Below are 26,563 nucleotides of genomic sequence, written 5' to 3'. Positions count from 1 at the left end.
TTCACTTGAATTAGATAGAATACTAAGTAAATACTGGCCAGCCTGAAAATCGAGAGGATTGGCCTTGTTCGACCACCCCATATTGCCGACGACAATCGTCGGAAGCTACCCCCAGCCCGACTGGCTGATCGACCGCGAGCGGCTGAAGGCCAGCCTGCCCCCGCGCGTCCGCGCCGAGACGCTGTGGCGCATCCCCGAACCATGGCTTGCCGACGCGCAGGAAGCCGCGACTCTGATGGCGATCCGCGATCAGGAGGAGCTGGGCATCGACATCGTCGGCGACGGCGAAATGCGCCGCGAAAGCTATTCAAACCGCCTCGCGACGGCGCTGTCGGGGATCGACACCGAAAAGCACGGCACCGCGGTCGACCGCACCGGCAATGCCAACCCGGTGCCGCTCGTCTCGGGCCCGATCCGCCGCGTCGCGCCGATCGAGGCGCAGGATGCAGCGTTCCTGCGCCGCCATTCGACCAAACCGGTGAAGCTCACCCTGCCCGGCCCCTTCACGATGACCCAGCAAGCGGAAAATGGTTATTATCCCGACGCGCGGGCGCTCGCGATGGACTATGCCGACGCGGTCAATGCCGAGGTGAAGGATCTCTTCGCGGCGGGTGTCGACGTCGTCCAACTCGACGAACCCTATCTGCAGGCGCGCGCCGCCGAAGCGAACAGCTATGCGATCGAGGCAATCAACCGCGCGCTCGACGGCGTCGGCGGCACGACCGCGCTCCACATCTGTTTCGGCTATGCGATGGTGCACCATGGCGCCGGTGCGACGGGGCCGAAGCCCAAGGCTTATGATTTCCTCGCCGAACTCGAGGCCTCGGCGATCGACGTCATCTCGATCGAGGCGGCGCAGCCGGGGCTCGACCCCGCCATCCTCGCCGAGCTGCCGACCAAGACGATCATGTACGGCGTGCTCGATCTGTCGATTCCCGAGGTCGAGACCCCAGAGGTCGTCGCCGGCCGCATCCGCGAGGCGCTGCGCTATGTCGACGCCGAACGGCTATGGATCGCGCCCGATTGCGGGATGAAATACCACAGCCGCGAACATTCGCAGGCCAAGCTGAGGGCGATGGTCGACGGGACCGCGCTGGTGCGGGCCGAGCTCAAGTAACCGACGACGGTGTTCCCCGGCGAAAGCCGGGGTCCAATCGATGCGTGGGGACCCCGGCTTTCGCCGGGGAACACAAGGGTCAGCCGTCGATAAAATCCGTCAGCAACGGCACCACAACCTCCGGTGCCTCGACGGTCGGCAGATGCCCCGCGCCCGCAATCACTTCGAGCCGCGCCCCCGGAACCGCATCCACAATCTCGTCATGGTGCGCCCGGCTGGTGATGCCGTCCTTCTCGCCCCAGATCAGCAGCGTCGGCACCGCGATCTCGCCGAGCCGCGGGCGGCTGTCGATGCGCGCCATGATCGCGCGCTGCTGCGCGAGGAAGGTGTCGGCGCCAGTATCGGCCGCCATCTGCCGCGCGATGGCGAGCAACCGTTCGTCATTCCGCTTCTCTTCGGGAAAGAGGATCGGGATGCGCTCCTCGACGACCCGGTCGAAATTGCCGCTCTCGACAAGGTCGATATAGCCCTGCCGCCGCGCCGTCTGGGCCGGACCGTCAGCCGAGGCGAGCGTCGAGATCAGCGCGAGCTTCGCAACGCGTCCGGGAGCGCGGCGCATTACCTCGAACGCGACGAAGCCGCCCATCGCGTGCGCGACCAGCGCGAATTTGGGTGGGGCGTTGTCGAGCAAGCGCTGCGCGAAGCCCTCGATCGTGTCGTCGCTGCGATTGTCGGCGACGATCATCTCGCGGTCGGTCCAGGCATCGACGAGCGGTTGCCAAACGGCATCGGTCAAAAGCTGACCGGTAATCAGAACGATGGGAAGCGACATTAGACCACCTGATGAAGAAGCAGCGCGCCCGCCGCAAGACGACGGCAATTTTCGTGCGCCACCGTGAGGCTGCGCACCAGCGTTTCGGGAGTGAGCCAGGCGATATGCGGCGCGAGCACCGCATTGGGCAGCCCGAGCAGCGGATTGCCCCGCGGCAGCGGCTCCTCGGCGAAGACATCGAGCCCGGCGCCGCGCAGATGCCCCGACGCCAGCGCCTCGACCAGCCGCGCCTGATCGACCAGCTCGCCGCGCGCGGTGTTCACCAGTACTGCACCCTTCTTCATCGCGAAGGGATCGATGCTCGCCCGCGTCTCATCGGTCAGCGGCATGTGCAGCGACACGATGTCGCTTTCGGCCAGCAGGCGGTCGAGCGGCCAATAGTCGTAGGGCACATCGCGCGGGCTGCGCGCGGTATAAACAACCTTCGCGCCCAGCGCCGCGAGCACCGGCGCGAGGAGCTGCGCCGAATTGCCGAAACCGACTAGCCCCACGGTGCGCCCGCCGATCTCGCCGACGCTGTCGAGTTCGGACGGGTCGGCAGTCCAACCCTCACCCCCCCGCGTCCGCGCGTCGAAGAAGCAGGTGCGGCGCAGCACGGCCATCATCAACGACAGCGCCATTTCGGCAACGGCCTGGCTGTTCGTGCCGGGCATGTTGCAGACGGCGACGCCGTGATCGCGCGCGGCGTCGAGCGCGATCGTGTTCACGCCGACGCCGAGCTTCTGGATCAGTTTGAGCTTCGGTGCCGACGCGATGAATTCCGGCGTCACCGGGGTCAGGACGTGGAGCAGCGCGGTGATTTCGCCCACTACCTCGTCGAGCGGCGCTGCCTCGTCGACATGCACGACGACGCCCGGCCCGAAGATCGCATCGACGGCCTCGCGAAAGCCGGGGCTCGGCCGGGCGTGAAGGACGATCATGCCGCCACCCGCCCGATCGATCCGGCAAAGGCCGAGAAGCCGGCGAACTCGGCGTCGCCGCCCATCGCTTCCTCGATCCGCAGCATCTCGTTCCACTTCGCCATGCGTTCGGAGCGCGTGAAGCTGCCGACCTTCAGTTGCCCGGCGTTCCAGCCGGTCGCGAGATGCGCGATGGTGACATCCTCGCTCTCGCCCGAGCGCGCCGAAACGATCGCGCTCCAACCGCGCGCCACCGCGGCGTCGAGCGCCGCCTTCGCCTCGGTCACCGTGCCGACCTGGTTGACCTTGATCAGCGCCGCGTTGCACACCGCCGCCTCGCCGGCGCGTGCGACGCGCTCGGCATTGGTGACAAGCACATCGTCGCCGATGATCTGGACGCGGTCGCCGATCGCGGCGGTGACGGCGGCCATCGCCGTCCAGTCGTCCTGCCCCGCGGGGTCCTCGATCGACAGGATCGGATAGCGGCCCGCCCATTCGACGATCCGCGCCGCCATCGCTTCACTCGTCAGACGTCCGTCGTCGAGCGCAAGGCTGTAGCCGTCGGCATCGCCCAGTTCGTTCGCCGCGATGTCGAGCGAGATGAACACCTCTTCGCCCGCGCGGTGTCCGCTTGCCTCAATCGCCCTCGTCAGCGTGTCGAGCGCATCCTCGTTCGACGCGAAGTTCGGCCACCAGCCGCCTTCGTCGGCGACACCCGACAAGGGCCCCTTGGCTTCCATCAGCTTGCCCGCGGCGCGATAGACATCGTCGGTGATTTCGAGCGCGCGGCGGAAGCTTCCGGCCTGCGGACACATGATCATGAAATCCTGCACATCGGTGCGCCGCCCGGCGTGAGCGCCGCCGCCGAAAATCTGGATTTCGGGCAGCGGTACGCGCACCTTGCGCCCCTCGGCCAGATAGCGCCACAACGGCTCGCGCGCGTCCGCCGCGGCAGCGTGAAGCACCGCCATCGACACCGCGACAACGGCATTCGCGCCGAGCCGCGCCTTGTTCGGCGTGGCGTCGAGATCGCATAGCGCCTTGTCGACCGCGGCCTGGTGGCGCGCGTCCATGCCCGCGAGCGCACCCGCGATCTCGCCGCCGATCCCTGCAACCGCACCATTCACCCCGAAGCCGCCGAATGCCGCGCCGCCATCGCGCAGGTCGATCGCTTCATGCGCCCCGCGCGAGGCGCCGGCGGGCGCGATGGCGCGGCCGACCGCGCCCGATTCCAGCACAACCTCGGCCTCGACGGTGGGCCGGCCGCGCGAATCCCAGAGCTGGCGGCCGGTGACGGAGGCGATACGCGAAGTCATGCAAGGTTCCTTTTCCAGTTGGCGACCAGTTCGCCCAGCGGCGACGGGCGGGCGATCAGCGCCCGCGCCTGATCGCGCACGATGTTCTTGTGTTCGGGGTCGGTCAGATAAGGCGCCGGCGACTTGCCCTCGACCCGGGCGAGCAGCAACGCCGCGGTCAATTTGCCCGCGCGCAGCATCAGCCCGTCGGCATCTTCCCAGTCGATCCCCGCGCGATAGGCGTCGACCAGCGCCGCCGCCGCCTCGTTCAGCCGCACATCGCCCGACCATACCGCCTTCAGCAACAGGTGCGTGGTGCAAAAGGCGAGGTCGAAGGCCGGATCGCCATAGACCGCGCATTCGGCGTCGAGAAACACCGGGCCATCGGCGCTGACGAGGATATTCTTCGGGCTGACGTCGCCATGGGCCAACGCGATCTTGCGCCCCGAAAGATCGTCGGCAAGCGCATTGAGGACGGGCGCAAGTTCGGCATCATGCCGCGCGACATGGAGCAGGAACGGATCGACGCGCAGCGCGCGAAACATCTCGTCGTTCGGGAAGTCGGCGCGGTCGCCGTCATTATGCGCGGTCGCGGCGTGGACCGCGGCGATACCGGTACCGACCTGCGCCGCGAAAGCGACGTCGACACGCCCCGCCATCAGTTCGTCTTTCCACACCGGACAACCGGGCAGGAAACGCATCGCAAAGGCATGCCCCGTCGGCAGTTCGGCGAGCACTTCGGGCGCGAGCCGCGGGTCGACCCCGCGGGCGCGCCGCAGCCAGCGCACCTCGCTCGTCCCGCGTTCGACCGGCGCGAGCCATTCGGCCGCGACGCGAAGCTGGGGCAGCGGGCGTTTGACGACGATCGGACCGGTCGGCGTCTCGACCTTCCACACATCGCACGAGACGCCGCCGGTCAACGGCTGAAGGACGACGTCGCCCTCCCCCGTCAGACCGGCATCGCGCAATCCGGCAATGATTTCGGCCTCCTCCGTCACGTCACAGCTTTTCCCGGATCCACGCGCCGACGAGGTCGGCGGCGTTCTGCCGCTCTTCTATCGAATCCTCGAAATAATGCGCCCCGGTGATCAGTTCGAGCTTCTTGTCGGTCGAACCGAGGAAATCGAAAATCTTGCGGGCGTCGCTCGGGAAGACGCCGGTGTCGGCTGTCCCCTGCACGACGAGCGCGGGCGTGTCGTGCTTGGCGAGGTGCGGCTGCCCCTGACATGGCGAGGTTTCGAGGCTCCACATGTTGAGCCAGGTCTTCAGCGTATTGGCGCGGCCGATGCTCGGCGTCCGGTTCGCGACCGCCGGATCGCCGCGATAGCACCAGTTCGGCTTGCGGTCCGACGGATCGATCGCCGGATCGACGCAACGGATGTCGCCCCAGCAACGGAACATCGGAAAGATGCGATCGGGGATGCCCGCGGCATTGAGGCGCGCCAGTTCGGCCTTCGCCCAGTCGGTGATCCGCTGGTTGCGCGCGCGCTGCCCGGCGCGATATTTTTCGATGAAGGCGTCCGAATAGGGCGGGCCGTTATCGGGGTTGAACGGATCGAGTTCGGGGTGGGTCGCGACCGGATCATTTTCATCGATCACCGACGCGTCCATCCAGTCGGTCAGCACCTCGGGACGTCCCTGATGGGCGTTGAAGCTGATATAGAGATCGCCCTTGATGAGCTGCGCCAGCGCATCCTGCCCCACCGGGGGCAGCCGGTCGGTCAAGGTCGGCGCGATCGCCTCGGCCTGATAGGCGCCCATCAGCGAGCCGCCGCCCGAATTGCCGAGGATGACGATCTGTTCGACCCCGGCCTCTTCCTTCAGCCATTTCATGCCGACGCCGATGTCGAGCACCGCATGTTCGAGCAGGAACTGGTCCTCGAAACCGCGATAACGCGTGTTCCAGCCGAGGAAACCGATGCCCTGCCGCGCAAAATAGGGCGCGATATAATGTTCGGAGAAGTCGACATTATAGTGGGTGGCGATGACCGCCACCTTCGGGCGCTTGCCCGCCTCGGTCCAATAGATGCCCTGGCACGGATGGCCGCCCGCCTGAATGCGCGGCGCGGTCGGCGACACGCGCCCGATAAATTGCGCGTCCAGTCCTGCGATCCCGTTCGGGTCCACCATCATAGTCTCTCCTGATTATCTGCTTGGGTTCAGCGGGTCACTTCGAAGGGCAGCTTGTATCCCTCCAGCCCGGCACGGATCGCCTTCTTGTCGATCTTGCCGGTCGGCCCGAGCGGGATTTCGTCGACGAACAGCACATCGTCGGGCATCCACCAGCGGGCGATCTTGCCGTCGAGATACGCCTTCAAATCGTCGGCGGACGCCGTGCCGCCGTCCTTGAGCTGGCAGAGCAGGATCGGCCGCTCGTCCCACTTCGGATGCGCGACGCCGACAACCGCGGCGTTGGCGACCGCGTCGTGCCCCATCGCGATATTCTCGATCTCGATCGAGCTGATCCACTCGCCGCCCGACTTCACGACATCCTTCGCGCGGTCGGTGATCTGCATATAGCCTTCGCCGTCGATCGTGCTGACGTCGCCGGTGTCGAAAAAGCCTTCGGCATCGAGCACATCGCCGCCCTCGCCGCCGAAATAGCCGCGCGCGATCGTCGGCCCCTTGATCATAAGCCGTCCCGGCGTCTTGCCGTCGTGCGGCAGGCGATTGCCCGCGTCGTCGACCAGCTTCATCTCGAGCCCGCAGAGCAGCCGCCCCTGCTTCAGCTTGTACGCCATCTGCGCCTCATCGCCCTTCGCCGCGACCGACGCATTGGGCACCGATACCGTGCCGAGCGGCGAGGTTTCGGTCATGCCCCAGCCCTGGATGACGTCGACGCCATAATCGTCGCGGAAGGTGCGGATGATCGATTCGGGGCATGCCGAGCCGCCGATCGTCACCCGCTCCAGCGTCGTGAAGCGCTTGCCGTTCTCCTGCATATAGGTGAGCAGCATCTGCCACACGGTCGGCACGGCGGCCGAATAGGTCACCCCCTCTTCCTCGATCAGGTTGTAGATCGATTCGCCGTCCATCCGCTGCCCGGGCAGCACCAGCTTCGCGCCGACCGCGGGCGCCGAATAGACGACGCCCCACGCATTGGCGTGATACATCGGCACGACGAGCAGCACCGTATCGCGCGCCGACAGCGCCAGTGCGTCGCGCTGCAAGGTCATCAGCGCATGGATATAGTTCGACCGGTGCGAATAGAGCACGCCCTTGGGATTGCCCGTCGTGCCGCTGGTGTAACAAAGCCCGCAGGCGGCATTTTCGTCGAAGCCGCCCCAGTCATATTCCGCCGGCTGCCCCGCGATCCAGTCGTCGAAGGCGATCGCCTCGAAATCGGTTTCCGGCAGCGACGCCGCGTCGCAAAAGAAGATTACCTTTTCGATCGACGGCACCTGCGGCAGCAGTTCCGCGACCAGATCGGCAACCGCCGGATCGGCGATCAGCAGCCGGTCGCCGGCATGGTCCGCGATATAGGCGATCTGTTCGGGGAACAGCCTGGGATTGAGCGTGTGAAGCACCGCCCCCATCCCCGCCGCGCCATACCATGCCGCAAGATGGCGCGCGCCGTTCCAGCCCATCGTCGCGACGCGGTCGCCCGGCTTGATCCCCTCGCCGGCGAGCGCATTCGACACGCGCTTCGCATCGGCGTGGATGTCGGCATAGGTCGAACGGGTGACGCGCCCCCCGGCATCGCGCGAGACGATCTCGCGGTCGCCGTGCCAGTTCGCCGCATGATCGATGATCCGGTCGACCGTCAGCGGCACATTCTGCATCAATCCGTCCATGTCGGCACGACTCTCCCTCATTCATTCGTTAAAAGCATAGTATGCTAAGTATTTTGCTTTTGCAATGCCGCTCCGCCTTGCCTCGCCTCCGCCCTTCTTCTAGCGTGAAAGCGTTGGCGCTCGGCCGGCAAACGGGGGAAATCGCGGCTCTTCATGCGCACCAATCAGCTTATTATCGCTCTTTTCCAGCGTTTCTGCTGGCTCGACGAGGGCCTGCAGGCACGGCTGCACGATCGCGGCTGGCCCGATGTCAGCCGCCCGCAATCGATGGTGATGACCAACATCGTCAGCGGCATCGTGCGCCCGTCGGACATTGCGCGCAACCTCGGCGTGTCGCGGCAGGCGATCCACAGCACGATCGGCCAGATGGTCAAGCTCGGTATCGTCGAACTCGCGCCCGATCCCGGCGACCGGCGCCACATGATCGTGTCGCTGACCGAAACCGGCGCGAAGATGCGGCATGATGCGCAACGCGCGATGGACGCGCTGTCCGACCAGCTCGCCGAAAGGCTGGGCCACGAACGCTTCGACGCGCTGCTCGCGACGCTCGAAGCCGACTGGGGCGACAATATCGAGCGGACGCGCTAGGCGGACAGCGCCTTCGCGACCGCGACCAGCCGCCCGGCCGTCATCTCGACCAGCGACGCCGGCAGCGCCTCCTTCAGGCTGCCATCCTCGGCGAACGCCGCGTGGGCATTCGGCACCACCACCTGTTCGGGGATGACCAGCATCTGGATCGTCGACAGGATCTGGCGCAAATGCATCAGCCCGCGCAGCCCGCCGAAGGGACTGATCGACGCCGACATGATCGCCGCCGCCTTGCCGCGATAGGCGGTCAGCGCGACGAGCCCCTCGCCGCCGGTCGGCCGCGATGCCCAGTCGATCGCATTCTTGAGCAGCGGCGGCAGCGACCCGTTATATTCGGGCGACACGAACAGCAGCCCGTCCTGCGCCGCGAAGATGTCCTTCAGCCGCTGTGCATCGGGCGGAAAATCATTCGCCTCGAGCGCCGCCGAATAGAGCGGCAGGTTGAACGCCGCCAGATCGACACGCGTCACGGCGGCGCCCAGCGCCGCGAGGCTCGTGGCGGCGAGGTCGCCGAGCGCACGGTTGAACGATCCCTCGCGGGTGCTGCCGACGATTACCGCAATGCTGGTCATTTTCCCTCCCGATAAAATAATTAGAATACTAACCTATTTTGCAATGAAGGGGCAACCGGCTTTGTATGGTTTCATCACCACGAGGGCCGCTTTGGGGTGGGGAGCTGTCGCTGCCTCCCCCGCTTTCGTCATCCCGGACTTGATCCGGGATCCATGACGACGGCGCAGCTATGGATCCCGGATCAAGTCCGGGATGACGAATGGAAAAGGTCCATTTCCGGCCGACAGCAACCGCTAAATCAACCCCGCCAGCGGGCTCGACGGATCGGCATATTTGCGCAGCCCCATCCGCCCCGACAGATAGGCATCGCGCCCGGCCTCGACCGCCAGCTTCATCGCGCGCGCCATACGGATGGGATCTTTCGCCTCGGCGATCGCGGTGTTCATCAGCACCCCGTCGCAGCCCAGTTCCATCGCAACCGCAGCGTCGCTGGCCGTGCCGACCCCGGCATCGACGAGCACCGGCACCGACGCGCCCTCGACGATCAGGCGGATCGTGACGCGGTTCTGGATGCCGAGCCCCGATCCGATCGGCGCGCCCAAGGGCATCACCGCGACCGCGCCCGCATCCTCGAGCTGCTTCGCCGCGATCGGATCGTCGACGCAATAGACCATCGGCAAGAAGCCCTCTTTCGCGAGCACCTCGGTCGCTTCCAGCGTCTCGCGCATGTTTGGATACAGCGTCTTCGCCTCGCCGAGCACTTCCAGCTTGACGAGATCCCAGCCCCCCGCCTCGCGCGCCAGCCGCAGCGTACGGATCGCATCGTCGGCGTTGAAGCAGCCCGCGGTGTTCGGCAGGTAGGTGATCTTCTTGGGATCGATATAGTCGGTCAGCATCGGCGCCGTCGGGTCCGAGACATTGACGCGGCGCACCGCGACGGTGACGATCTCGGCCCCCGACGCTTCGACCGCCGCGGCATTCTGTTCGAAATCCTTGTATTTGCCGGTGCCGACAATCAGCCGCGACGTAAACGTCCGCCCGGCCACACTCCATTGATCCGCTGACACCTCAACCGCCTCCCACGAAATGAACGATTTCCAGCGCGTCGCCCTCGGCGAGCGCGACGTCGGCGAGCGTCGAGCGCGGGACGATCGCGCGATTGCGCTCGACCGCGACCTTCTTGACGTCGAGGCCGAGCGACGCGACGAGGTCGGCGATGCTGCCTTCGCGCACCTGCCGCGGTTCGCCGTTGAGAATGACCGATATCACCGGGAAATCCGCCTCGCTTTGCCTTTTGCCGAGCAGCCCATATAGGGGGAGCGCCCGTCGCCGCAACCGAAAGACCTTGCCCTTGACCAGCGATCGTTCCGACAAGCCGACCGTCTATGTCCTCTCCGGCCCCAATCTCAACCTGCTCGGCACCCGCGAGCCCGAGATTTACGGCCACGACACGCTCAACGACATTCACGCGCGGCTGGAGGCGCAGGCGGTCGACCTCGGCCTGCGGCTCGAATGCCGCCAGACGAACCATGAAGGCGTGCTGATCGACTGGCTGCACGAGGCTTATGTCGCGGGCGCCAAGGCCGTGCTGCTCAACGCCGGCGGCTATACCCATACGTCGATCGCGATCCACGACGCGATCAAGTCGATCAAGGTGCCGGTGATCGAGGTCCATCTGTCGGACCCGATGAAGCGCGAAGAGTTCCGCCATTTGAGCTATGTCGGCATGGCGGCGGTAGACCATTTTGCAGGTCACGGCGCGAACAGCTATACGCTGGCGCTGGACGCCGCCGCCCGTCTCTGACAATAGGGCGCATCAAAAAACGGGGTCAGAGCGTCGGAACCGCGACGCCGCAACAACAGGAAAAAATTCTCATGGGTGACCATAAAGACAATGGCATCAACATCGATCCGGCCTATGTGCGCGCGCTCGCCGAGCTGCTCGACGATACGCAACTCTCCGAAATCGAGGTCGAGGATGGCGACCGCAAGGTTCGCGTGGCGCGGACGCTGACCGCCGCACCCGTCGCCTATGCTGCCGCTCCCGCACCTGTCGCAGCACCCGCAGCGGCAGCACCCCTCGCCGCAGCGGCCGCTCCTGCTGCGGCAGCTCCGGCCGCCGACAATTTCGCCGATGCCGTAAAGTCGCCGATGGTCGGCACCGTCTATCTCGCCCCCGAACCCAGCGCGCCGAATTTCGCGGCGGTCGGTTCGGCCGTGAAAGAGGGCGACACGGTGCTTATCATCGAGGCGATGAAGGTGATGAACCCGATCGTCGCGCCGACATCGGGCACTTTGAAAGCGGTGCATGTCGAGAACAGCCAGCCGGTCGAGTTCGACCAGCCGCTGTTCACCATCGCCTGAGTTTCGCATGACGATCGAGAAACTGCTCATCGCCAACCGCGGCGAGATCGCGCTACGCATCCACCGCGCCTGCCACGAAATGGGCATCAAGACCGTCGCGGTTCATTCGACCGCCGATGCCGACGCGATGCACGTCCGCCTTGCCGACGAGGCCGTGTGTATCGGCCCGCCGAGCGCCAAGGACAGCTATCTCAACATCCCGGCGATCATTTCGGCGGCCGAGGTGACGGGCGCCAACGCGATCCATCCGGGCTATGGCTTCCTGTCCGAGAATGCGCGTTTCGCCGAGATCATCGAAGCGCATAATATCTGCTTCGTCGGCCCGAAGCCCGAGCATATCCGCACGATGGGCGACAAGGTCGAAGCGAAGCGCACCGCGGTCGAGCTCGGCCTGCCGGTCGTTCCGGGCTCGCCGGGCGCAGTCACCTATGGCGACGAGGCGAAACGGATCGCGGCCGAAGCCGGCTATCCGGTGCTGATCAAGGCAGCCTCAGGCGGCGGCGGCCGCGGCATGAAGGTCGTTCCCGACGAAGCGAGCCTCGAAAGCCTGATGGGTCAGGCGTCGAGCGAAGCGGCGGCGGCGTTCGGCGACCCGACCGTCTATATGGAAAAATATCTCGGCAACCCGCGCCACATCGAATTTCAGATATTCGGCGATGGTCAGGGCAATGCCATCCATTTGGGCGAACGCGACTGCTCGCTCCAGCGGCGCCACCAGAAAGTGCTCGAGGAAGCCCCCTCGCCGATCATCTCGGCCGAGGAGCGCGCGCGCATGGGCAAGGTCTGCGCCGACGCGATGGCGGCGATGGGTTATCGCGGCGCCGGCACGATCGAGTTTCTGTGGGAAAATGGCGAGTTTTTCTTCATCGAGATGAACACGCGCATCCAGGTCGAGCATCCGGTGACCGAGATGATCACCGGCTTCGACCTCGTCCGCGAACAGATCCGCATCGCCGACGGGCGCGGCCTGTCGGTGACGCAGGAGGATCTGGAGTTCCGCGGCCACGCGATGGAGTGCCGCATCAACGCCGAAGACCCGCGCACCTTCATGCCCTCGCCGGGCAAGGTCACCAATTATCATGCCGCGGGCGGCATGCATGTGCGCGTCGATAGCGGGCTTTACGCGGGCTATTCGATCCCGCCCTATTACGACAGCATGATCGCCAAGCTGATCGTCTATGGCCGCACGCGCGAAAGCTGCATGATGCGGATGCGCCGCGCGCTCGAGGAGATGGTGATCGGCGGGGTCAAGACGAACATCCCGCTGCATCAGGCGCTGCTCGCCGCCCCCGACGTCATCCATGGCGACTATACGATCAAATGGCTCGAGGAATGGCTGGCGCGGGAGGAAGCGGAAGGCGCGGCCTGAACGCCGCACGCTTTTTCTTTCGTCATGCCGGACTTGATCCGGCATCCATTCCCGACGCCCCGCATGGGCCCCGGATCGAACCCGGGGTGACGCGATATAGGATGCGCCGGACTGTGCGGCCGCTCACTTTAACTATGTGATCTTTTTGGCTATGGCACCCGCATGGTCAAAAATACTCTCCCGTCGATGCGCCCCGCTGCGGCGCTAATCCTTTCGCTGGCGCTCGCCGCGCCATCCGTCCTTGCGCAGGAAGTGAAGGAGGATTCGGTCGTCCTCCAGCCCGACAAGGTCACCGACGATGCACCCGTCGTCGTCGCGCCGGTCGCGCTTCCCGCCTGGTCCGAAGCGAACGCAACCGCGCTGCTCGGCGCCATCGAAGGCGCCGGCGACGAAGGACTTTTCGCCAAGGATTACAATCCCGACGACCTCGCTGCGGCGATCATGTCGAAGGATCAGGCACGGCTCGACAAGGTCGCGACCGATGCCTTCCTCCTGTTCGCGACGCACCTGCGCGACGGGCGGACGCCGAATGCGGCGCGCAAGCAATGGTTCATGGTCGACAGCGACGACACCGACGAGCCGCTGCTGCCGTTGCTCACCAATGCGCTGGCGACGAACAACGTCGCGCAGGCGCTCGCCGGGCTCGATCCGGTCCATCCCGATTTCGCGGTGCTGAAAGCGTCGCTGAAGAAGGCCAAGACCCCCGCCGAAACCAATGGAATCCGGGTGAACATCGAACGCTGGCGCTGGATGCCGCGCGATCTCGGCGAACGCTATGTCGTCAGCAACGTCCCCGAATATCTGACCCGCGTCATTCACGGCGGCACGACGATCGCGACGCACAAGGCCGTCGTCGGCAAGGCGTCGACGCCGACGCCGCAGCTCAACCCGATGGCGACCGGCGTCATCGTCAACCCGACCTGGACGCTGCCGCGCAGCATCATCAACGAAGGCATCGGCGCGACGATCGCCAACAATCCGGCGTCGGCGCGGCGGCAGGGCTATACGTGGACCGGGAGCGGCAAGACGCTGTCGGTGGTGCAGCAGCCCGGCGCGAACAACGCGCTCGGCGTGATGAAGATGGAAATGCTCAACCCGCACGCCATCTATTTGCACGATACGCCGTCGAAGGGCGCGTTCGGCGCGGCGGCGCGGGCGTTCAGCCACGGCTGTATCCGCACCGAGCGCGCTTTGCACTTTTCGGGGCTGATGGCGGTTTATTTCGCCGGCAAGAGCCCCGAGGAGTTCGGCGAAGCGATCGCCAGCGGCAAAACGACGCGCTTCGGCTTCGAACAGCCTTTCCCCGTCTATGTCGCCTATTGGACCGTCGTTCCCGACGGCAAGGGCGGCGTGAAGAAGCTCGCCGACATCTACGGCCGCGACGCGCCCGTCGTGGCGAGCTTCGCAAAGCAAGGCCGCCCGGCCGGTGCGCTCATCGCGCCGCCGCCGCCCGAGGTCGTTCCGACCGTCCAGACCACCGCGCGCGCGACGACGCCGGGGACAAGCGGGATTTATTGAAACATGTCGCCCCTGCGAAAGCGGGGGCGACGGCCGACTGTCAATCCGCGGTCTTCGGGATAGCCCCGTTGGTCGCGCCGGTGCGGATCATATTCTCCGTACCCGGCAGCGGCTCGCCCGGCATCTCGAACTTCGGTGCCGGCGGCGGCACGCTCAGCTTGTCGGCGAACAGCAATCGGCCCGGGCCAAGCTTGTAGAGGATCATCGGCAGCAGCGCCTCGCCGAAGACGAAGCAGCCTTCGCTGCGTCCCAACTTGCCCTGTGTCGCGATCAGCGACGGGTCGGCATACCAGGCGCCATGGACGACGATCGCGCGCGCGTCGGCGCTGTAATTGTCGGGTTCCAGCCCCGCGAGCCGCATCGACGAGCCGTTGCTGCCATAATAATAATCGCTGGTGCGATAGGCGCCCCGCGAGGTCGCAAGGCTGCCGACACGGTTCGAAAAGCTTTTGAGCCAGCCGTCGTGCTGCGGATCCGACCCGCGGCCATGGGTGACCGGGAACATGTCGATCTTGCCCGCGACCATATCGACGAGCGCGAAGCGCGGGCGCGACGACGGCAGCCCGAAATCGACGATGCCGACGCGGTCAGCCTGCGGGATATTGCGATTCTGCATCGCCAATTGCCGACGCGCGACAGCCAGATAGTCGACCGGCGGCGATACCGGCGCGATCGGTTGCTGAATCCAGTTCGGCGTCTGAGCGCGCGTCGGAAACGCCGCCATGGCGCCTGCGCCTGCAAGCCCCGCCAATATCGCTCTGCGATCAATCAGTTCATTCACTTAGCAACCCAACCCCGCGTTGGCCGCCTTTGGCGGTCCCTCGGCTTATCATAAGCCCCAAGATGGTGGTCGAAGGCAATATTACCATGCCTGTCATGCGGGCAGATGTGGCATATTCGCCATGAATAGCGGGTTTACGCGCCCGAAGTTTTCAGGGCGCCTTGTCGACGACAGGATTGTCGGCGGCGCGGCGCGGCGATAGGAGCGGCCGAATGAAAGCGACGATCTGGCACAACCCCTCCTGCGGCACCTCGCGCAAGACCCTCGCGATTCTCGAGGAGACGCCCGGCGTCGACGTCACCGTCGTCGAATATCTGAAAACCCCCTATAGCGAAGCGAAGCTGCGCCAGCTCTTCGCCGATGCCGGGATCGCGGCGCGAGACGCGCTGCGCCTGCGCGGCACCGATGCGGCCGAACGCGGGCTGGACGGCGCCGGCGAAGACGAAATCGTCACCGCGATGGCCGCCAATCCCGCCTATGTCGAACGCCCGATCGTCGAAACCGACAAGGGGGTCCGGCTGTGCCGCCCGCAGGACCGGGTGCACGAAATCCTCTGACGCAGGGCCGGCCGCCCGGCGATCAGACTCAGAATTATTCGGCCAACGGAAATTTTGACACGGTTTTGCAAGTCGCTACAACCGGCGCATGCCTCCCTGCAGGTGCCGAAAATGAGCGCGCGATACCGCTATCCGATCGTCCTTCTGGCATCCGCATCGCTCGCCGGGTGTAGCGTCGGCCCCGACTACCGCCCCGCCACCGCGAGTGAACTGGCGCTGCCATCCGGTTACAGCGACGGCCGCAATGTGGCGCTCGACGAAGCGGGGCTCGCTTCATGGTGGACCCGGTTCGACGATCCGATGCTCGACCGCCTCGTCGAACGCGCGATTGCGGTCAATCTCGACGTGGCGCAGGCCGAGGCGCGGCTGCGGCAGGCGCGCGAAGCGTCGGTGCAGGCTGGCGCCGACCTGCTGCCGACGGTGAGCGCCAGCGGCCGCGCCGGCCGCAATGTCGTGATCGACGGACGGGACAGCAGCAGCTACTCGCTCGGGCTCGATGCCGACTGGCAGGTCGACCTGTTCGGCGGCGGCCGGCGCGCGCTCGAGGCGGCACGCGCCGACGAAGCGGCGACCCGCTACGACCTCGCCGGGGTGCGGATCGCGATCATCGCCGAACTGGTCACCAACTATGTCCAGCTCCGCCTTGCGCAGCAGCAACTGGCGATTGCCGAAGAGACGGTCCGCTATCAGCGCGACAATTACGACATCGCGCGCTGGCGGGTGCAGGCCGGCCTCGCCTCCTCGCTCGACGAGCAACAGGCGCGCACGCAATTGGCACAGACCGAAGCGAGCATTCCCGAGTTCCGGACCAGCATCCGCGGCGCGCTCAACCGCATCGCGGTGCTGACCGCCGAAGCGCCGGGAGCGGCGACCGCCGCGCTTGAGCCGGCCGCCCCCATCCCCGCCCCGCCGACCGGTATCGCCGCGGGCTTTCCCGCCGACACGCTGCGCCAGCGCCCCGACGTCCGCGCGGCCGAGCGCAGTCTCGCCGCCGCCACCGCGCGCATCGGCGTCGCCCAGGCCCAATTGCTCCCCTCGCTGGGCCTGACCGGCTCGCTCGGCACCAGCGCGCTGACCACCCGCGGCCTGTTCGATACCATCACCGGATCGCTGTTCGCCGGCCTGTCGCAAATCCTGTTCGACGGCGGCGCGCGCGCGTCGCAGGTCCGCGCCCAGCGCGCGGCGGCGGACGGCGCCTTCGCCGCCTATCGCCAGACGATCCTCGTCTCGCTCGAAGACGTCGAAAATGCGCTGGTCGCGGCAAGCTCCGCCGACGAACGCAGCGCCCAACTGGCGATCGCCCGCGAAGCCGCGAACAACAGCGCCATCCTTGCCCGGCTGCAATATCAATCGGGGCTGACCGACTTTCAGACGCTGTCCAGCGTCGAAACCTCGCTCCTGTCGTCGAGCAACAGTCTGGCGAGCTCGCGCGCGGCGCAGGCGCTGGCCATCGTCCAGCTCTATAATGCGCTGGGCGGCGGGTGGCAGTCCATGGAAACGAACGGAACCGGCGGATGACCGACGACAGCAAGCGCGATGAGACCCTCGACGACTTCCTCGGCGTCAAGCCCGCCAGCCCGTGGGTGCGGCGGGGCAAGTGGATCGGCGTCGCGCTGCTGGCGCTCCTCTTCCTGTTCGTCCTCTATCGCTGCTTCGGCCCCGACGATGCGGTGCGTTATTCGACCGAGGAAGTGCGCAAGGGCCCGCTGACCGTCACCGTCTCCGCGACCGGTAACATCAAGCCGATCAACCAGGTCGATGTCGGTTCGGAACAGTCGGGGCTGATTACCAATGTCTATGTCGATGTGAACGACCGTGTGACGAAGGGCCAGTTGCTCGCGTCGCTCGACACCGCGCGCCTGCAGGATTCGGTCGTCCAGGCCGAAGCGAGCCTTGCCGCCGCCAACGCCAATGTCGGCGAGGCGCAGGCGACGCTGGCGCAGGCAGGCGCGAACCTCGCCCGGCAGGAAGAGGTGTTTCGCCTGTCGGCCGGCCGCGTGCCGTCGAAAACCGAGCTCGACGCGGCGCGCGCCGACCAGAAACGCGCCGTCGCGTCGCTCGCCGCGTCGCGCGCGCAGGTGGCGCAGCAACGCGCCGCGCTCGGCACCGCGCAGACCAATTTGTCGAAGGCGCGCATCTATTCGCCGGTCACCGGCGTCGTGCTCTCGCGCGATATCGAACCCGGCCAGACCGTCGCCGCCTCGCTCAACGCGCCCGTGCTGTTCACGATCGCCGAGGATCTGAGCCAGATGGAACTCGAAGTGTCGATCGACGAGGCCGACGTCGGCCAGGTGAAGGAAGGCCAGGACGCGACCTTCACCGTCGATGCCTTTCCCGGCCAGCGTTTCCCGGCGAAGATCACCCGCGTCAACGTCGGATCGAACAACAGCGGCAGTTCGTCGTCTTCCTCGTCGTCGGGTTCGTCGGCGAGCAGCGCGAGTTCGGGCAATGTCGTCGCCTATACGGCGATCCTGTCGGTCGACAATGCCAAGCAGGAATTGCGCCCCGGGATGACCGCGACCGCCGATATCGTGACCATGCACAAGCAGAACGTGCTTCTGATCGCCAACGCCGCGCTGCGCTTTCGTCCCGCGCAGGCGGACGGCGCCGGCGCGTCGAGCGGCGGGATCACCGGCGCGCTCGTCCCCCGCCGCCCGCGGCGCGGCGGCGACCGGCCGGCACGCACGGTCACCGCCGACCGGGGGGCGCAGCAGACGGTCTATATCCTCGACGCCGAAGGGCAGCCGCAGCCGATGCAGATCACCACCGGCGACACCAACGGCAGCCTTACCGAGGTGACATCGGGCAGCCTGCGCACCGGCACGAAGGTCATCACCGGCCAGCTTTCGGACGGATCGTCGGGCGGATCGGGCGGCGGGTCCGGCGGATCGGGCGGCGGACGACGCGGCGGTGGCGGCCGCTGACGCGATGGCCGACCCCATCATTCGCCTGCGCGGGATCGTCAAAACCTATGGCGAGGGGCCGACCGCCTTTCAGGCGCTGAAGGGCATCGACCTCGACATCGGCGCGGGCGATTTCGTCGCGGTGATGGGGGCATCAGGATCGGGCAAGTCGACGACGATGAACATTCTCGGCTGCCTCGATGTGCCGACGCGCGGCGAATATCTGTTTCGCGGCCACCATGTCGAGGCGCTGACGCGCGACGAGCGCGCCTTGCTGCGCCGCAAATATTTCGGTTTCGTCTTTCAGGGCTTCAACCTGCTGTCGCGCACCAGCGCGCTCGAAAATGTCGAACTGCCGCTCGTCTATCGCGGCGACGCGAAGGCCGAGCGGCACGAGGCGGCGTTGGCCGCGCTCGACAAGGTCGGGCTCAAGGACTGGTGGGACCATACCCCGGCCGAATTATCGGGCGGGCAGCAGCAGCGCGTCGCCATCGCCCGCGCGATCGTGACCCGGCCGCAGGTGCTGCTCGCCGACGAACCGACGGGCAATCTCGATTCCGAACGCTCGGTCGAGATCATGGAATTGCTGTCCGACCTCAACCGCAACAGCGGCATCACCGTGCTGATGGTGACGCACGAACCCGACATGGCCGAATTCGCGCGCACCCTCGTCCATTTCAAGGACGGACTGGTCGAACGGATCGAAACCAACGCAAGCGCACGTGGCCTTGCCGAGCCCGGCGCATGATCGGCACGACCTTCTTCCTCGCGCTGCGTTCGATCCGCCGCCATGTTCTGCGCTCCTTCCTGACTGTGCTCGGCATCGTCATCGGCGTCGCCGCGGTGGTGACGATGGTCACGCTCGGCAATGCGACGACCGCCGCGGTGCAAAGCCAGATTTCGGCGCTCGGCACCAACATCCTCCAGATCCGTCCGGGTCAGGGCTTCGGCCGCGGCGGCGGCGGCCCGCGCCCGCCCGATTTCGAAATGGCCGACCTCGAGGCGATCGCGCGGCAGATCGGCGGCGTCACCGCGGTCGCGCCGCAGGCGCAGACCAGCGGCACCGCCATCTACGAAGGCGCCAACTGGTCGACGACGGTGAACGGCACCACCGATGCCTATTTCACCGTCCAGCCCTGGCCGCTTGCCGAGGGCCGCACCTTCACCCCCGCCGAGGAACAGGCCGGCAAAAGCGTCTGCATCATCGGCAACACAATCCGCCAGAACCTGTTTCGCGGCGGCAGCGCCGTCGGCCAGCGCTTTCGCATCAAGGGCGTGAGCTGCGATGTCATCGGGGTGCTGTCGACGCGCGGTCAGGCGGGCTTCGGCGGCGATCAGGACGATATCGTGATCATGCCGGTCAAGGCGGTGCAGCGCCGTTTCACGGGCAATCAGGACATCTCGGTGATGCTCGTCGGCGTCGATCAAAGCTATTCGAGCGAACAGGTGCAGGCCTCGATCGCCGACCTGCTGCGCGAACGCCGCAAGATCGATGGCGGCAAGGAAGATAATTTCAACATCTTCGACACCAAGCAGATTTCGGAAACGCTGACCGGCACGACCACCCTGCTGACGCGGATTGTCGCGGCGGTCGCCGCAATCTCGCTCGTCGTCGGCGGCATCGGCATCATGAACATCATGCTGGTATCGGTCACCGAACGCACGCGCGAGATCGGCATAAGGCTCGCAATCGGCGCCGTCGCGCGCGAGGTACTGATGCAGTTTCTGGTCGAAGCGATCGTCCTCTCATGCCTCGGCGGGCTCGCCGGTCTGGTCATCGCGCAGCTTGCGATTGCGATGCTCTCGCCTCTGATGCAGGTGAGTTGGATGTTCGATGCCCAGATCAACGTCATTGCCTTTGCGATTTCGGCGCTGATCGGCGTCGTCTTCGGCTATTTCCCGGCGCGCCGCGCGGCCAGCCTCAATCCGATCGACGCGCTGCGGCACGAATAGGGATGAGCACTTCCGGAAATAGGCCCGGGCGACGGGCTGTGCTGGCCGGATCCGCAGCGCTGATCGCCGGCGGCTCGGCGCCTGCCCGTGCGCGGCCAGCGCCCGGATGCCCGGACAGCAACACGGCCTGGGTACCGTCTACGGAACTGGTTCGCGAAATTCCGCGGCTCATGCAGATCGCCGGGGTGCCCGGCATCGCCATCGCGGTCGTCGACCGCGGGGCGCTCGTCTGGAGCGAGGGCTTCGGGGTCAAAAACGCCCTCACCCGCGACCCGGTGCAGGAGGATACGTTGTTCGAGGCGGCGTCGATGACCAAGCCGGTCTTTGCCTATGTCGCGATGCGGCTCGCCGACGAAAAGCGCCTCGACCTCGACCGGCCGCTCGTCGCCTACCGCCGGCCGGCCCATTTGGGCGATGACCCCAACCTCGAACAGATCACGGCCCGGCATGTGCTGGCGCATTCGACCGGCTTGCCCAACTGGGCTTCGGGTCCGCTGGTCACGAACAGCGCGCCCGGATCGGGCTACAGCTATTCGGGCGAAGCCTTCATCTGGCTCCAGCTCGTCGTCGAGAAGATCACGGGTATGGGCCTCGGCAGCGTGATGCAGGCGAAGCTGTTCGGTCCGGCCGGCATGCCCCGCAGCAGCTTCGGCTGGGACGAGGATATCGCGAGGGCGGCGGTCTTCGGCCATGCCGAACCGCCCGAAGGCGAGCAAATACTCCCTCCCCAGCCGACACGCGAGCTCGGCGACCGGCTGCTGCCGATCGCGGCGAAATGGCGCAAGCCGATCGCGTTCTGGACCTACGAAGATTCGGTCGCGGCGATGCGCGAGGCGGACCCGAAGACACCGCCGTCGACGCACGACCTGCTGGTCAATTCGGCGGGCGGTCTCCTGACCACCGCGTCCGATTATGCAAGGTTCATGCTGCTGATGATGGACGGGCGAGCGCGGGCGGACTGGGAGATCGGCGAGGCGGCGCGGCAAGCGATGCTCACCCCGCGGACCGACGTGCGCGGGCGCGATATTTCGCGGGGACTGGGCTGGGAACTCGAACGATCCCCTGCAGGCCAGCTATTTCAGCACAGCGGCAGCAATTACGGGATATTCAGAACGCTGGGCGTCGGCGATACCGGAAATGGACGCGCGATCGTCGTCTTTACCAACGGCGCGAACGGGCAAGCGCTCGCGTCGCGGATCGTCCGGGAGGCAACGGGGATCGACCGGTTGAAATCGCTGATCTGATCGACGCCAAGGCCTGAGCGAGAAACCCTCAATAGATGGTATAGCCGCCGTCGATCACGATCGCATCGCCCAGATGAAAACTCGAGTGATGGCTGGCGAGATAGACAGCGATGGCCGAAAAATCGTCGCCGTCACCCCAGCGGCCGACGGGCGCACGGCTGATGACATTGTCGTTGAACTTGTCCCACCCCTGCAGCCGCTCGGTCATGTCCGACCGCGTCCAGCCCGGCAGGATGCTGTTGACGCGGATGCCGTGCGGGGCGAGTTCGACCGCCATCGCGCGCGTGAGCGACAGCACCGCACCCTTGGTCGCACCATAATGCTCGTTGCGCGCGGCACCATGAACCGCGGCGGTGGAGGCGATCGAGACGAGCGAGCCGCCGCGGTCGCCCGCCTTGCCGCGCTCGATCATGTGCGCCGCCGCCTCGCGCAAGGTGTAGAAGACGCCATAGACGTTGATCGACTGCAGCTTGTCAAAATCGGCCTGGCTGATCTCGAACATGTCGCGGCGTGCGATGCCGATGCCGGCGTTCGCAATCGCCTGATCGAGACGGCCTAATTCGTCGAGGATCGCCGCTATCCCCGCTTTCACTGCCGCCTCGTCGGCCACGTCGACCTGCGCGCAGCGGACGGTGCCGCCAAGGGCTTCGAGTTCGGCGACGGCATGCGCATTCTTGTCGGGCTTGTTGCCCCAAATCACGACCGTCGCGCCGTGCATCGCGAGCCCTTTCGCCATGCCGAGGCCGATGCCCCCGTTGCCGCCGGTCACCAGCGCGACCTTGTCCGTCAGGTCGAAAAGCCCCAAACTCATGCTCATTCTCCTGGTATCACCATCGGCGGCCGGTCTTTGCCGTACGCTCGCCCGTTTCATAGGGCTCGCCGAGCCCGGGTTTCAAGAAGTTACCCGGCCTTGCCGCTCACACCCACGCACCGCTGGCGTTCGAGGCATAGCCGAGCGCGCGATAGGCGGCGTCGATCAGCAGTTGCGCACGCGGCCCGACCATGACGCCGGCGCCCATTCGGTTCATCGTATAGCCGAAACCCATGCGCACGCCGGGATCGGCGAAACCGACCGAACCGCCGAAGCCGACATGGCCGAACGCCTCCTCGGACATCAGCAGCGTGCAGTCCACCAGTTCGGGCCGGCTGCGATTATCGGTCGTCTTCATGAATCCCGACCCGAAACGCATCGGCATCAGCAATGTCGCGTCGAGATGGCTGGCGCTTGCGGTGCGGCCCATCCGCGCCACCGTATCGGCGCCGAGCAGCTCGCCATTGGCAAGCGCCGAATAGATGGTCGCGAGCCCACGTCCATTGGTTATGCCGTTGAGCGAGCCGATCTCGACGCCCCAATAGGCGGGGTCGTTGCAGTCATAACCGCCGTCATTGGTCATCATCAGCGGGAAGGGCGCGGCGGGGTCGGTCTCGATCGCATGATTGGCGCGCGACTTGCCCCCGAACAGCGGATCGGTCGGATAGATCATCGGTGCAACGCGGCGATGCTCGCCGGCCGGGAGCCCCAGCCAGAAATCGGCGCCGAGCGGCCCGGCAATCTCGCTGCGGATATAGTCGCCGAGCGGCACGCCGACCGCGCGGCGGAACAGCCCGCCCACGGTCCACGCATAGGTGTGGCCATGATAGCCGTGACGCGTCCCCGGCACCCAGAAGGGCCGCTCGCGCGCGATCCGCTCGCACATATAGTCGAAGTCGGCGAAGCCGCCGGGCCGCACCGGATCACGCAGCGCGGGGACCCCGACCGAATGGTCGAGGATCATCGCCACAGTCGCCTCTTCTTTTCCTTCGCGGGCGAATTCGGGCCAGTATTTCGCGACCGGGGCGTCGAGATCGATATGCCCCTTCTCGACCGCATGATGCGCCGCGACCGCGGCGATCCCCTTGGTGCTCGACCAGACGATCGAGATAGTCTCGGCATCCCATGCCTCGCCGTCGGCCGTCTTGCGCCCGCCCCACATATCGACGACCGGCCGGCCTTCGTGGAAGACCGCGAGACTTGCGCCCACCTCGCCGCGTTCGTCGAAGTTGGCGGCAAAGAGATCGGCGAGCTCGGCAAAGGCGGGATCGACCTGCCCCTGCACCGTTCCTGCGGCTATATTCCTGCTGATCGCGTTCATCGTCATGTGAATCTCCGGTTGGAGGGGGCGGCACGCCTCAGCGAAGCTCTGCCCCGGCAAAGTCCCGCGCCTCGCGCCAGTCGGTCACCATGTCGAGCCAGGCGAAAAGACCGCCGGCATAGACGGTGTCGGTGAGCCCCTTGCCGCGCTGCACCGGCATGCCCTCATTGTTGAAATAGCCGGGCGTGCAGGAAGCGTGGAACGCGACGTCGGCCTCGCGCGCCGCGACGATATCCTCGACATAGGCATCCTCCGCCTCTGCGGTCGCCTCGATCTCGTCGAAGCCGCGCGCGCGGAGCTGTTCGATCGTGCGGGCGATGTGGCGCCCCTGCCGCAGCATCATCTCGGTATAGTTGATCGTCAGTCCGACATGCACCGTTCCCATCAGGAACAGGTTCGGGAAATTGTGGACGAGCACACCGTGTAGCGAGCGCGCGCCGTCCCGCCAATGATCGCGCAGCGTGATCCCGCCGCGCCCCGCAAGCTCGTACCCCTTGCGTTCGGACAGATCGCTCGCGAAACCCGAAGCGAAGATGATCGCATCGGCGGGATATTCGGTGCCGTCGACGACAAAGCCCGTCGCGGTCAGGCGTTCGAGCCCCGCCGGGCCGCTGACGTCGATCAGTTCGACATTGTCGCGGTTGAACGCCGGCAGGTACAGATCATTGAAGGTCGGCCGCTTGCAGAAATAGCGGTACCATGGCTTCAGCAATTCGGCCGCGCTCGCCTTGCCCACCGTGCGGTCGACGCGCGCGCGGATCTTCTCCATGTAACGAAGATCGGCACGTTCGGCCGCCTCCGCCGCCGCTTCCGCCGACACATCGCTCCCGCCCTTCTCGCCGCCATAGACGCTCGCCAGTTCGGCGGTCGCGTGCGTCCAGCCGTCGTCGACCAGATCTTCGTCCTGCTGTCCGCCGAGAACCAATGTCGAATAGTTGAGCATCCGCCGGTCCTGCCAGCCGGGTTCGAGCGACGCCGCCCAGTCGGGATCGGTCGGCCGGTTCAGCCGCTCGCCAACCACCACCGGCGTGCGCTGGAGGACATAGAGATGCTCGGTCGAGGGCGCGATATAGGGGACAAGCTGCACCGCCGACGCCCCGGTCCCGACGACCGCGACGCGCTTGCCTTCCAGCTTCGCGCAGTCGCCCGCATGGCTGCCCCCGGTATAGTCATAGTCCCAGCGGCAGCTATGAAAGACATGCCCCGAAAATTCGTCGAGCCCCGGCAGGTCGGGGAGCCGCGGCTGGTCCTGCCCGCCGCCCGCCATGACGACGAAGTTCGATCGGATTGTGTCGCCGCGGTCGGTCGTCACCGTCCAGCGGTCGCCGTCCGACCAGCGCACGTCGGTGACGCCGGTGTGGAACAGCGCATCCTCATACAGGTCGAAATGCCGCCCCAGCCGCTGCGCATGTTTCAGAATCTCGGGCTGGTGCGAATATTTCTCCTTCGGGATGTACCCCGTCTCCTCGAGGAACGGCAGGTAGATGTAGGATTCGACGTCGCACTGCGCGCCCGGGTAGCGGTTCCAGTACCAGACCCCGCCGAAGTCGCCCGCCGTGTCGACGATGCGGATCGGGCCGATACCGCATTTCTTCATCTCGATCGCGACGATCAGCCCGGCAAAGCCCGCACCGATGACGACGGCATCGACCGCTTCGTTCCGCGCCTCGCGCTCGATGCGCGGGATATAGGTGTCGCGAAGATCGATCGCGATCCCGCTGCCCGGGGTTTGATACGCCGTCCGGCTGCGGCGGCCGCTGCGCCGGTCGCGTTCGGCGGCATATTTGGCGCGCGCCCGATCGAGATCGGGCTCGGGGCTGGTCTGCGGATCGTCGAGCATCGGGAGGGGCCTTTCGGGGAAACGGAGGCGGACGGCCGGTCAGGCGTCGGCGAAATGGCGCGACAGGAAAGCGCAGGCGCGTGACAGCGCTTCGGCGCCCTCGGGAATCGCGGGGAAGAACCACGGCCAGACGTGGATCATGCCGGCGCGCAGTTCGACATCGACATCGACGTCGGCATCGGCGAGCGATTTGGCGAGGTTCAGCGCATCGTCCATTAGCACCTCGGCGGTGCCCGCCTGGATGAAGACCGGCGGACTGCCGCGAAAATCGGCAAAGGCGGGCGAGATGCGCGGGTCGCTGACCGGGATATCCCCGGCATAATGACCCGCCATTTTCGCAAGCTGGTCGATGCTGGCGAGCGGGTCGACCTCGCGCTTGAGCTTGCGCGAGGTTGCCGTGTCCGACAGATCGGCCCAGGGCGACATGCAATAGATGCTGGCGGGCAGCGGCTGTGCTTCGCGCAGCAACTCCGCAAGCAGCGCCATCACCAGCCCTGCCCCCGCGCTGTCGCCGACGAGCGCGATCTTCTCGTCACCCGCCATCGCCAGCAATTCGCGATAGGCCAGCTTCAGATCGTCGAGCCCAGCCGGATAGGGATGCTCGGGCGCCAGCCGATAGTCGATCACCGCGACCCGGCTCCTCGTCTGGCGCGCGATCTCGCCGCCGAAGTGGCGGTGCGAATCCAGCCCGCCGATACAATAGCCGCCGCCATGGACCAGCAGGACGATATGACGCGGCGCGTCGGCGACCGTCAGCCACTCGGCCGGTCGCCCGCCGAGCGTCGCTGTCTTGACCGCGACGTCCGCCGGCAGCGGGAAGGCGTCGCCCATCGCGCGATAGGCTTCGCGCATCTCGCCGATGTCGGTGGGCATCGGCGACGCGAACAACTGGTCGACCAGCGCCCGATAGGCTTCACTCGGCAT

26 protein-coding genes are annotated in these 26,563 nt (G+C 66.3%); 12 read left to right on the top strand and 14 right to left on the bottom strand.

The features are described 5' to 3' along the window. Positions 1–58: 58 nt before the first annotated feature. Positions 59–1,117 carry a 5-methyltetrahydropteroyltriglutamate--homocysteine methyltransferase gene (locus V6U71_RS06285; protein WP_411341440.1) on the top strand — a complete coding sequence of 353 codons (1,059 nt, stop codon included), beginning with the start codon at positions 59–61 and terminating at the stop codon, positions 1,115–1,117. A 79-nt stretch (positions 1,118–1,196) separates the two neighbouring features. Here the strand turns inward: V6U71_RS06285 and V6U71_RS06280 are convergent, their stop codons facing one another. The 6 genes from V6U71_RS06280 to V6U71_RS06255 are packed head-to-tail and all read right to left on the bottom strand — an operon-like array spanning position 1,197 to position 7,898. Next, positions 1,197–1,853, bottom strand: coding sequence for an alpha/beta fold hydrolase (locus V6U71_RS06280; RefSeq protein ID WP_411341439.1), 657 nt, complete (start codon positions 1,851–1,853; stop codon positions 1,197–1,199). A gap of 35 nt (positions 1,854–1,888) precedes the next feature. Beyond that, positions 1,889–2,809 (bottom strand): NAD(P)-dependent oxidoreductase, encoded by a 921-nt coding sequence (locus V6U71_RS06275; RefSeq protein ID WP_411341438.1) that lies wholly within the window; start codon positions 2,807–2,809, stop codon positions 1,889–1,891. Then, the gene (gene eno, locus V6U71_RS06270; protein ID WP_411341437.1) at positions 2,806–4,104 is read right to left on the bottom strand and encodes a phosphopyruvate hydratase; all 1,299 of its coding nucleotides are present in this window, start codon (positions 4,102–4,104) and stop codon (positions 2,806–2,808) included. Before eno ends, V6U71_RS06275 begins: the two co-directional genes overlap by 4 nt. After that, the gene (locus V6U71_RS06265) at positions 4,101–5,081 is read right to left on the bottom strand and encodes a phosphotransferase family protein (protein WP_411341436.1); all 981 of its coding nucleotides are present in this window, start codon (positions 5,079–5,081) and stop codon (positions 4,101–4,103) included. Before V6U71_RS06265 ends, eno begins: the two co-directional genes overlap by 4 nt. A 1-nt stretch (position 5,082) precedes the next feature. Continuing rightward, on the bottom strand, positions 5,083–6,213 hold the full coding sequence (locus tag V6U71_RS06260) for an alpha/beta hydrolase (RefSeq protein WP_411341435.1): 1,131 nt from the start codon (positions 6,211–6,213) through the stop codon (positions 5,083–5,085). Positions 6,214–6,242: 29 nt separating this feature from the next. Further along, positions 6,243–7,898 (bottom strand): long-chain-fatty-acid--CoA ligase, encoded by a 1,656-nt coding sequence (locus tag V6U71_RS06255; RefSeq protein ID WP_411341434.1) that lies wholly within the window; start codon positions 7,896–7,898, stop codon positions 6,243–6,245. A gap of 132 nt (positions 7,899–8,030) precedes the next feature. Between V6U71_RS06255 and V6U71_RS06250 the strand changes: the two genes are divergently transcribed. Further along, positions 8,031–8,465 (top strand): MarR family winged helix-turn-helix transcriptional regulator, encoded by a 435-nt coding sequence (locus V6U71_RS06250; RefSeq protein ID WP_054588378.1) that lies wholly within the window; start codon positions 8,031–8,033, stop codon positions 8,463–8,465. On the opposite strand, the gene V6U71_RS06245 is transcribed toward V6U71_RS06250, so the two are convergent. From V6U71_RS06245 to thiS, 3 genes are all read right to left on the bottom strand, one after another. Further along, positions 8,462–9,037 (bottom strand): NADPH-dependent FMN reductase, encoded by a 576-nt coding sequence (locus V6U71_RS06245; protein ID WP_411341433.1) that lies wholly within the window; start codon positions 9,035–9,037, stop codon positions 8,462–8,464. The two genes, V6U71_RS06250 and V6U71_RS06245, sit on opposite strands and share 4 nt — an antisense overlap. Positions 9,038–9,271: 234 nt before the next feature. Then, positions 9,272–10,045, bottom strand: a complete 774-nt coding sequence (locus tag V6U71_RS06240) for a bifunctional sulfur carrier protein/thiazole synthase protein (protein WP_054588380.1) — start codon at positions 10,043–10,045, stop codon at positions 9,272–9,274. Between the two features lies 1 nt (position 10,046). Further along, complete coding sequence (thiS, locus tag V6U71_RS06235) at positions 10,047–10,247, bottom strand: sulfur carrier protein ThiS (RefSeq protein WP_058804940.1); 201 nt, start codon at positions 10,245–10,247, stop codon at positions 10,047–10,049. Positions 10,248–10,329: 82 nt separating this feature from the next. On the opposite strand from thiS, the gene V6U71_RS06230 reads away from it, so the two are divergent. From V6U71_RS06230 to V6U71_RS06215, 4 genes are all read left to right on the top strand, one after another. Next, positions 10,330–10,782 (top strand): type II 3-dehydroquinate dehydratase, encoded by a 453-nt coding sequence (locus tag V6U71_RS06230; protein ID WP_411341432.1) that lies wholly within the window; start codon positions 10,330–10,332, stop codon positions 10,780–10,782. A 71-nt stretch (positions 10,783–10,853) separates the two neighbouring features. Continuing rightward, positions 10,854–11,342, top strand: a complete 489-nt coding sequence (gene accB / locus V6U71_RS06225; protein ID WP_411341431.1) for an acetyl-CoA carboxylase biotin carboxyl carrier protein — start codon at positions 10,854–10,856, stop codon at positions 11,340–11,342. Between the two features lie 7 nt (positions 11,343–11,349). After that, the gene (accC, locus tag V6U71_RS06220; RefSeq protein WP_411341430.1) at positions 11,350–12,711 is read left to right on the top strand and encodes an acetyl-CoA carboxylase biotin carboxylase subunit; all 1,362 of its coding nucleotides are present in this window, start codon (positions 11,350–11,352) and stop codon (positions 12,709–12,711) included. 162 nt (positions 12,712–12,873) lie between these two features. Next, entirely contained in the window at positions 12,874–14,229 is a 1,356-nt protein-coding gene (locus V6U71_RS06215; protein WP_411341429.1) for a L,D-transpeptidase family protein, read from the top strand. A 40-nt stretch (positions 14,230–14,269) separates the two neighbouring features. Here the strand turns inward: V6U71_RS06215 and V6U71_RS06210 are convergent, their stop codons facing one another. Continuing rightward, positions 14,270–14,953: a murein L,D-transpeptidase catalytic domain family protein gene (locus V6U71_RS06210; protein WP_411341428.1), complete on the bottom strand. Its 684-nt coding sequence runs from the start codon at positions 14,951–14,953 to the stop codon at positions 14,270–14,272. 269 nt (positions 14,954–15,222) lie between these two features. Between V6U71_RS06210 and arsC the strand changes: the two genes are divergently transcribed. The 6 genes from arsC to V6U71_RS06180 all read left to right on the top strand — a co-directional run bounded on the left by arsC (position 15,223) and on the right by V6U71_RS06180 (position 21,667). Next, positions 15,223–15,567 carry an arsenate reductase (glutaredoxin) gene (arsC, locus tag V6U71_RS06205; protein WP_411341427.1) on the top strand — a complete coding sequence of 115 codons (345 nt, stop codon included), beginning with the start codon at positions 15,223–15,225 and terminating at the stop codon, positions 15,565–15,567. Between the two features lie 111 nt (positions 15,568–15,678). Beyond that, positions 15,679–17,085: an efflux transporter outer membrane subunit gene (locus tag V6U71_RS06200; protein ID WP_411341426.1), complete on the top strand. Its 1,407-nt coding sequence runs from the start codon at positions 15,679–15,681 to the stop codon at positions 17,083–17,085. Beyond that, positions 17,082–18,491: an efflux RND transporter periplasmic adaptor subunit gene (locus V6U71_RS06195; protein WP_411341425.1), complete on the top strand. Its 1,410-nt coding sequence runs from the start codon at positions 17,082–17,084 to the stop codon at positions 18,489–18,491. The genes V6U71_RS06200 and V6U71_RS06195 overlap by 4 nt, the downstream gene beginning before the upstream one ends. 4 nt (positions 18,492–18,495) lie before the next feature. After that, entirely contained in the window at positions 18,496–19,218 is a 723-nt protein-coding gene (locus V6U71_RS06190) for an ABC transporter ATP-binding protein (protein WP_411341424.1), read from the top strand. After that, the gene (locus V6U71_RS06185; protein ID WP_411341423.1) at positions 19,215–20,423 is read left to right on the top strand and encodes an ABC transporter permease; all 1,209 of its coding nucleotides are present in this window, start codon (positions 19,215–19,217) and stop codon (positions 20,421–20,423) included. The genes V6U71_RS06190 and V6U71_RS06185 overlap by 4 nt, the downstream gene beginning before the upstream one ends. Positions 20,424–20,593: 170 nt before the next feature. Further along, positions 20,594–21,667, top strand: coding sequence for a serine hydrolase domain-containing protein (locus tag V6U71_RS06180; protein ID WP_411341422.1), 1,074 nt, complete (start codon positions 20,594–20,596; stop codon positions 21,665–21,667). Between the two features lie 28 nt (positions 21,668–21,695). On the opposite strand, the gene V6U71_RS06175 is transcribed toward V6U71_RS06180, so the two are convergent. The 4 genes from V6U71_RS06175 to V6U71_RS06160 form a co-directional block, all read right to left on the bottom strand. After that, positions 21,696–22,478 carry an SDR family NAD(P)-dependent oxidoreductase gene (locus V6U71_RS06175; RefSeq protein WP_411341421.1) on the bottom strand — a complete coding sequence of 261 codons (783 nt, stop codon included), beginning with the start codon at positions 22,476–22,478 and terminating at the stop codon, positions 21,696–21,698. Positions 22,479–22,584: 106 nt separating this feature from the next. Beyond that, positions 22,585–23,805 carry a serine hydrolase domain-containing protein gene (locus V6U71_RS06170; protein ID WP_411341420.1) on the bottom strand — a complete coding sequence of 407 codons (1,221 nt, stop codon included), beginning with the start codon at positions 23,803–23,805 and terminating at the stop codon, positions 22,585–22,587. A 31-nt stretch (positions 23,806–23,836) separates the two neighbouring features. Continuing rightward, entirely contained in the window at positions 23,837–25,639 is a 1,803-nt protein-coding gene (locus tag V6U71_RS06165) for a flavin-containing monooxygenase (protein ID WP_411341419.1), read from the bottom strand. A 39-nt stretch (positions 25,640–25,678) separates the two neighbouring features. Next, the gene (locus tag V6U71_RS06160) at positions 25,679–26,563 is read right to left on the bottom strand and encodes an alpha/beta hydrolase (RefSeq protein WP_411341418.1); all 885 of its coding nucleotides are present in this window, start codon (positions 26,561–26,563) and stop codon (positions 25,679–25,681) included.

It is taken from the genome of Sphingopyxis sp. J-6, assembly GCF_046603995.1.
Classification (GTDB): Bacteria; Pseudomonadota; Alphaproteobacteria; order Sphingomonadales; family Sphingomonadaceae; genus Sphingopyxis.
Note: the sequence above shows the minus strand (reverse complement) of the source record. Positions and strands in the feature narration are given on the sequence as shown.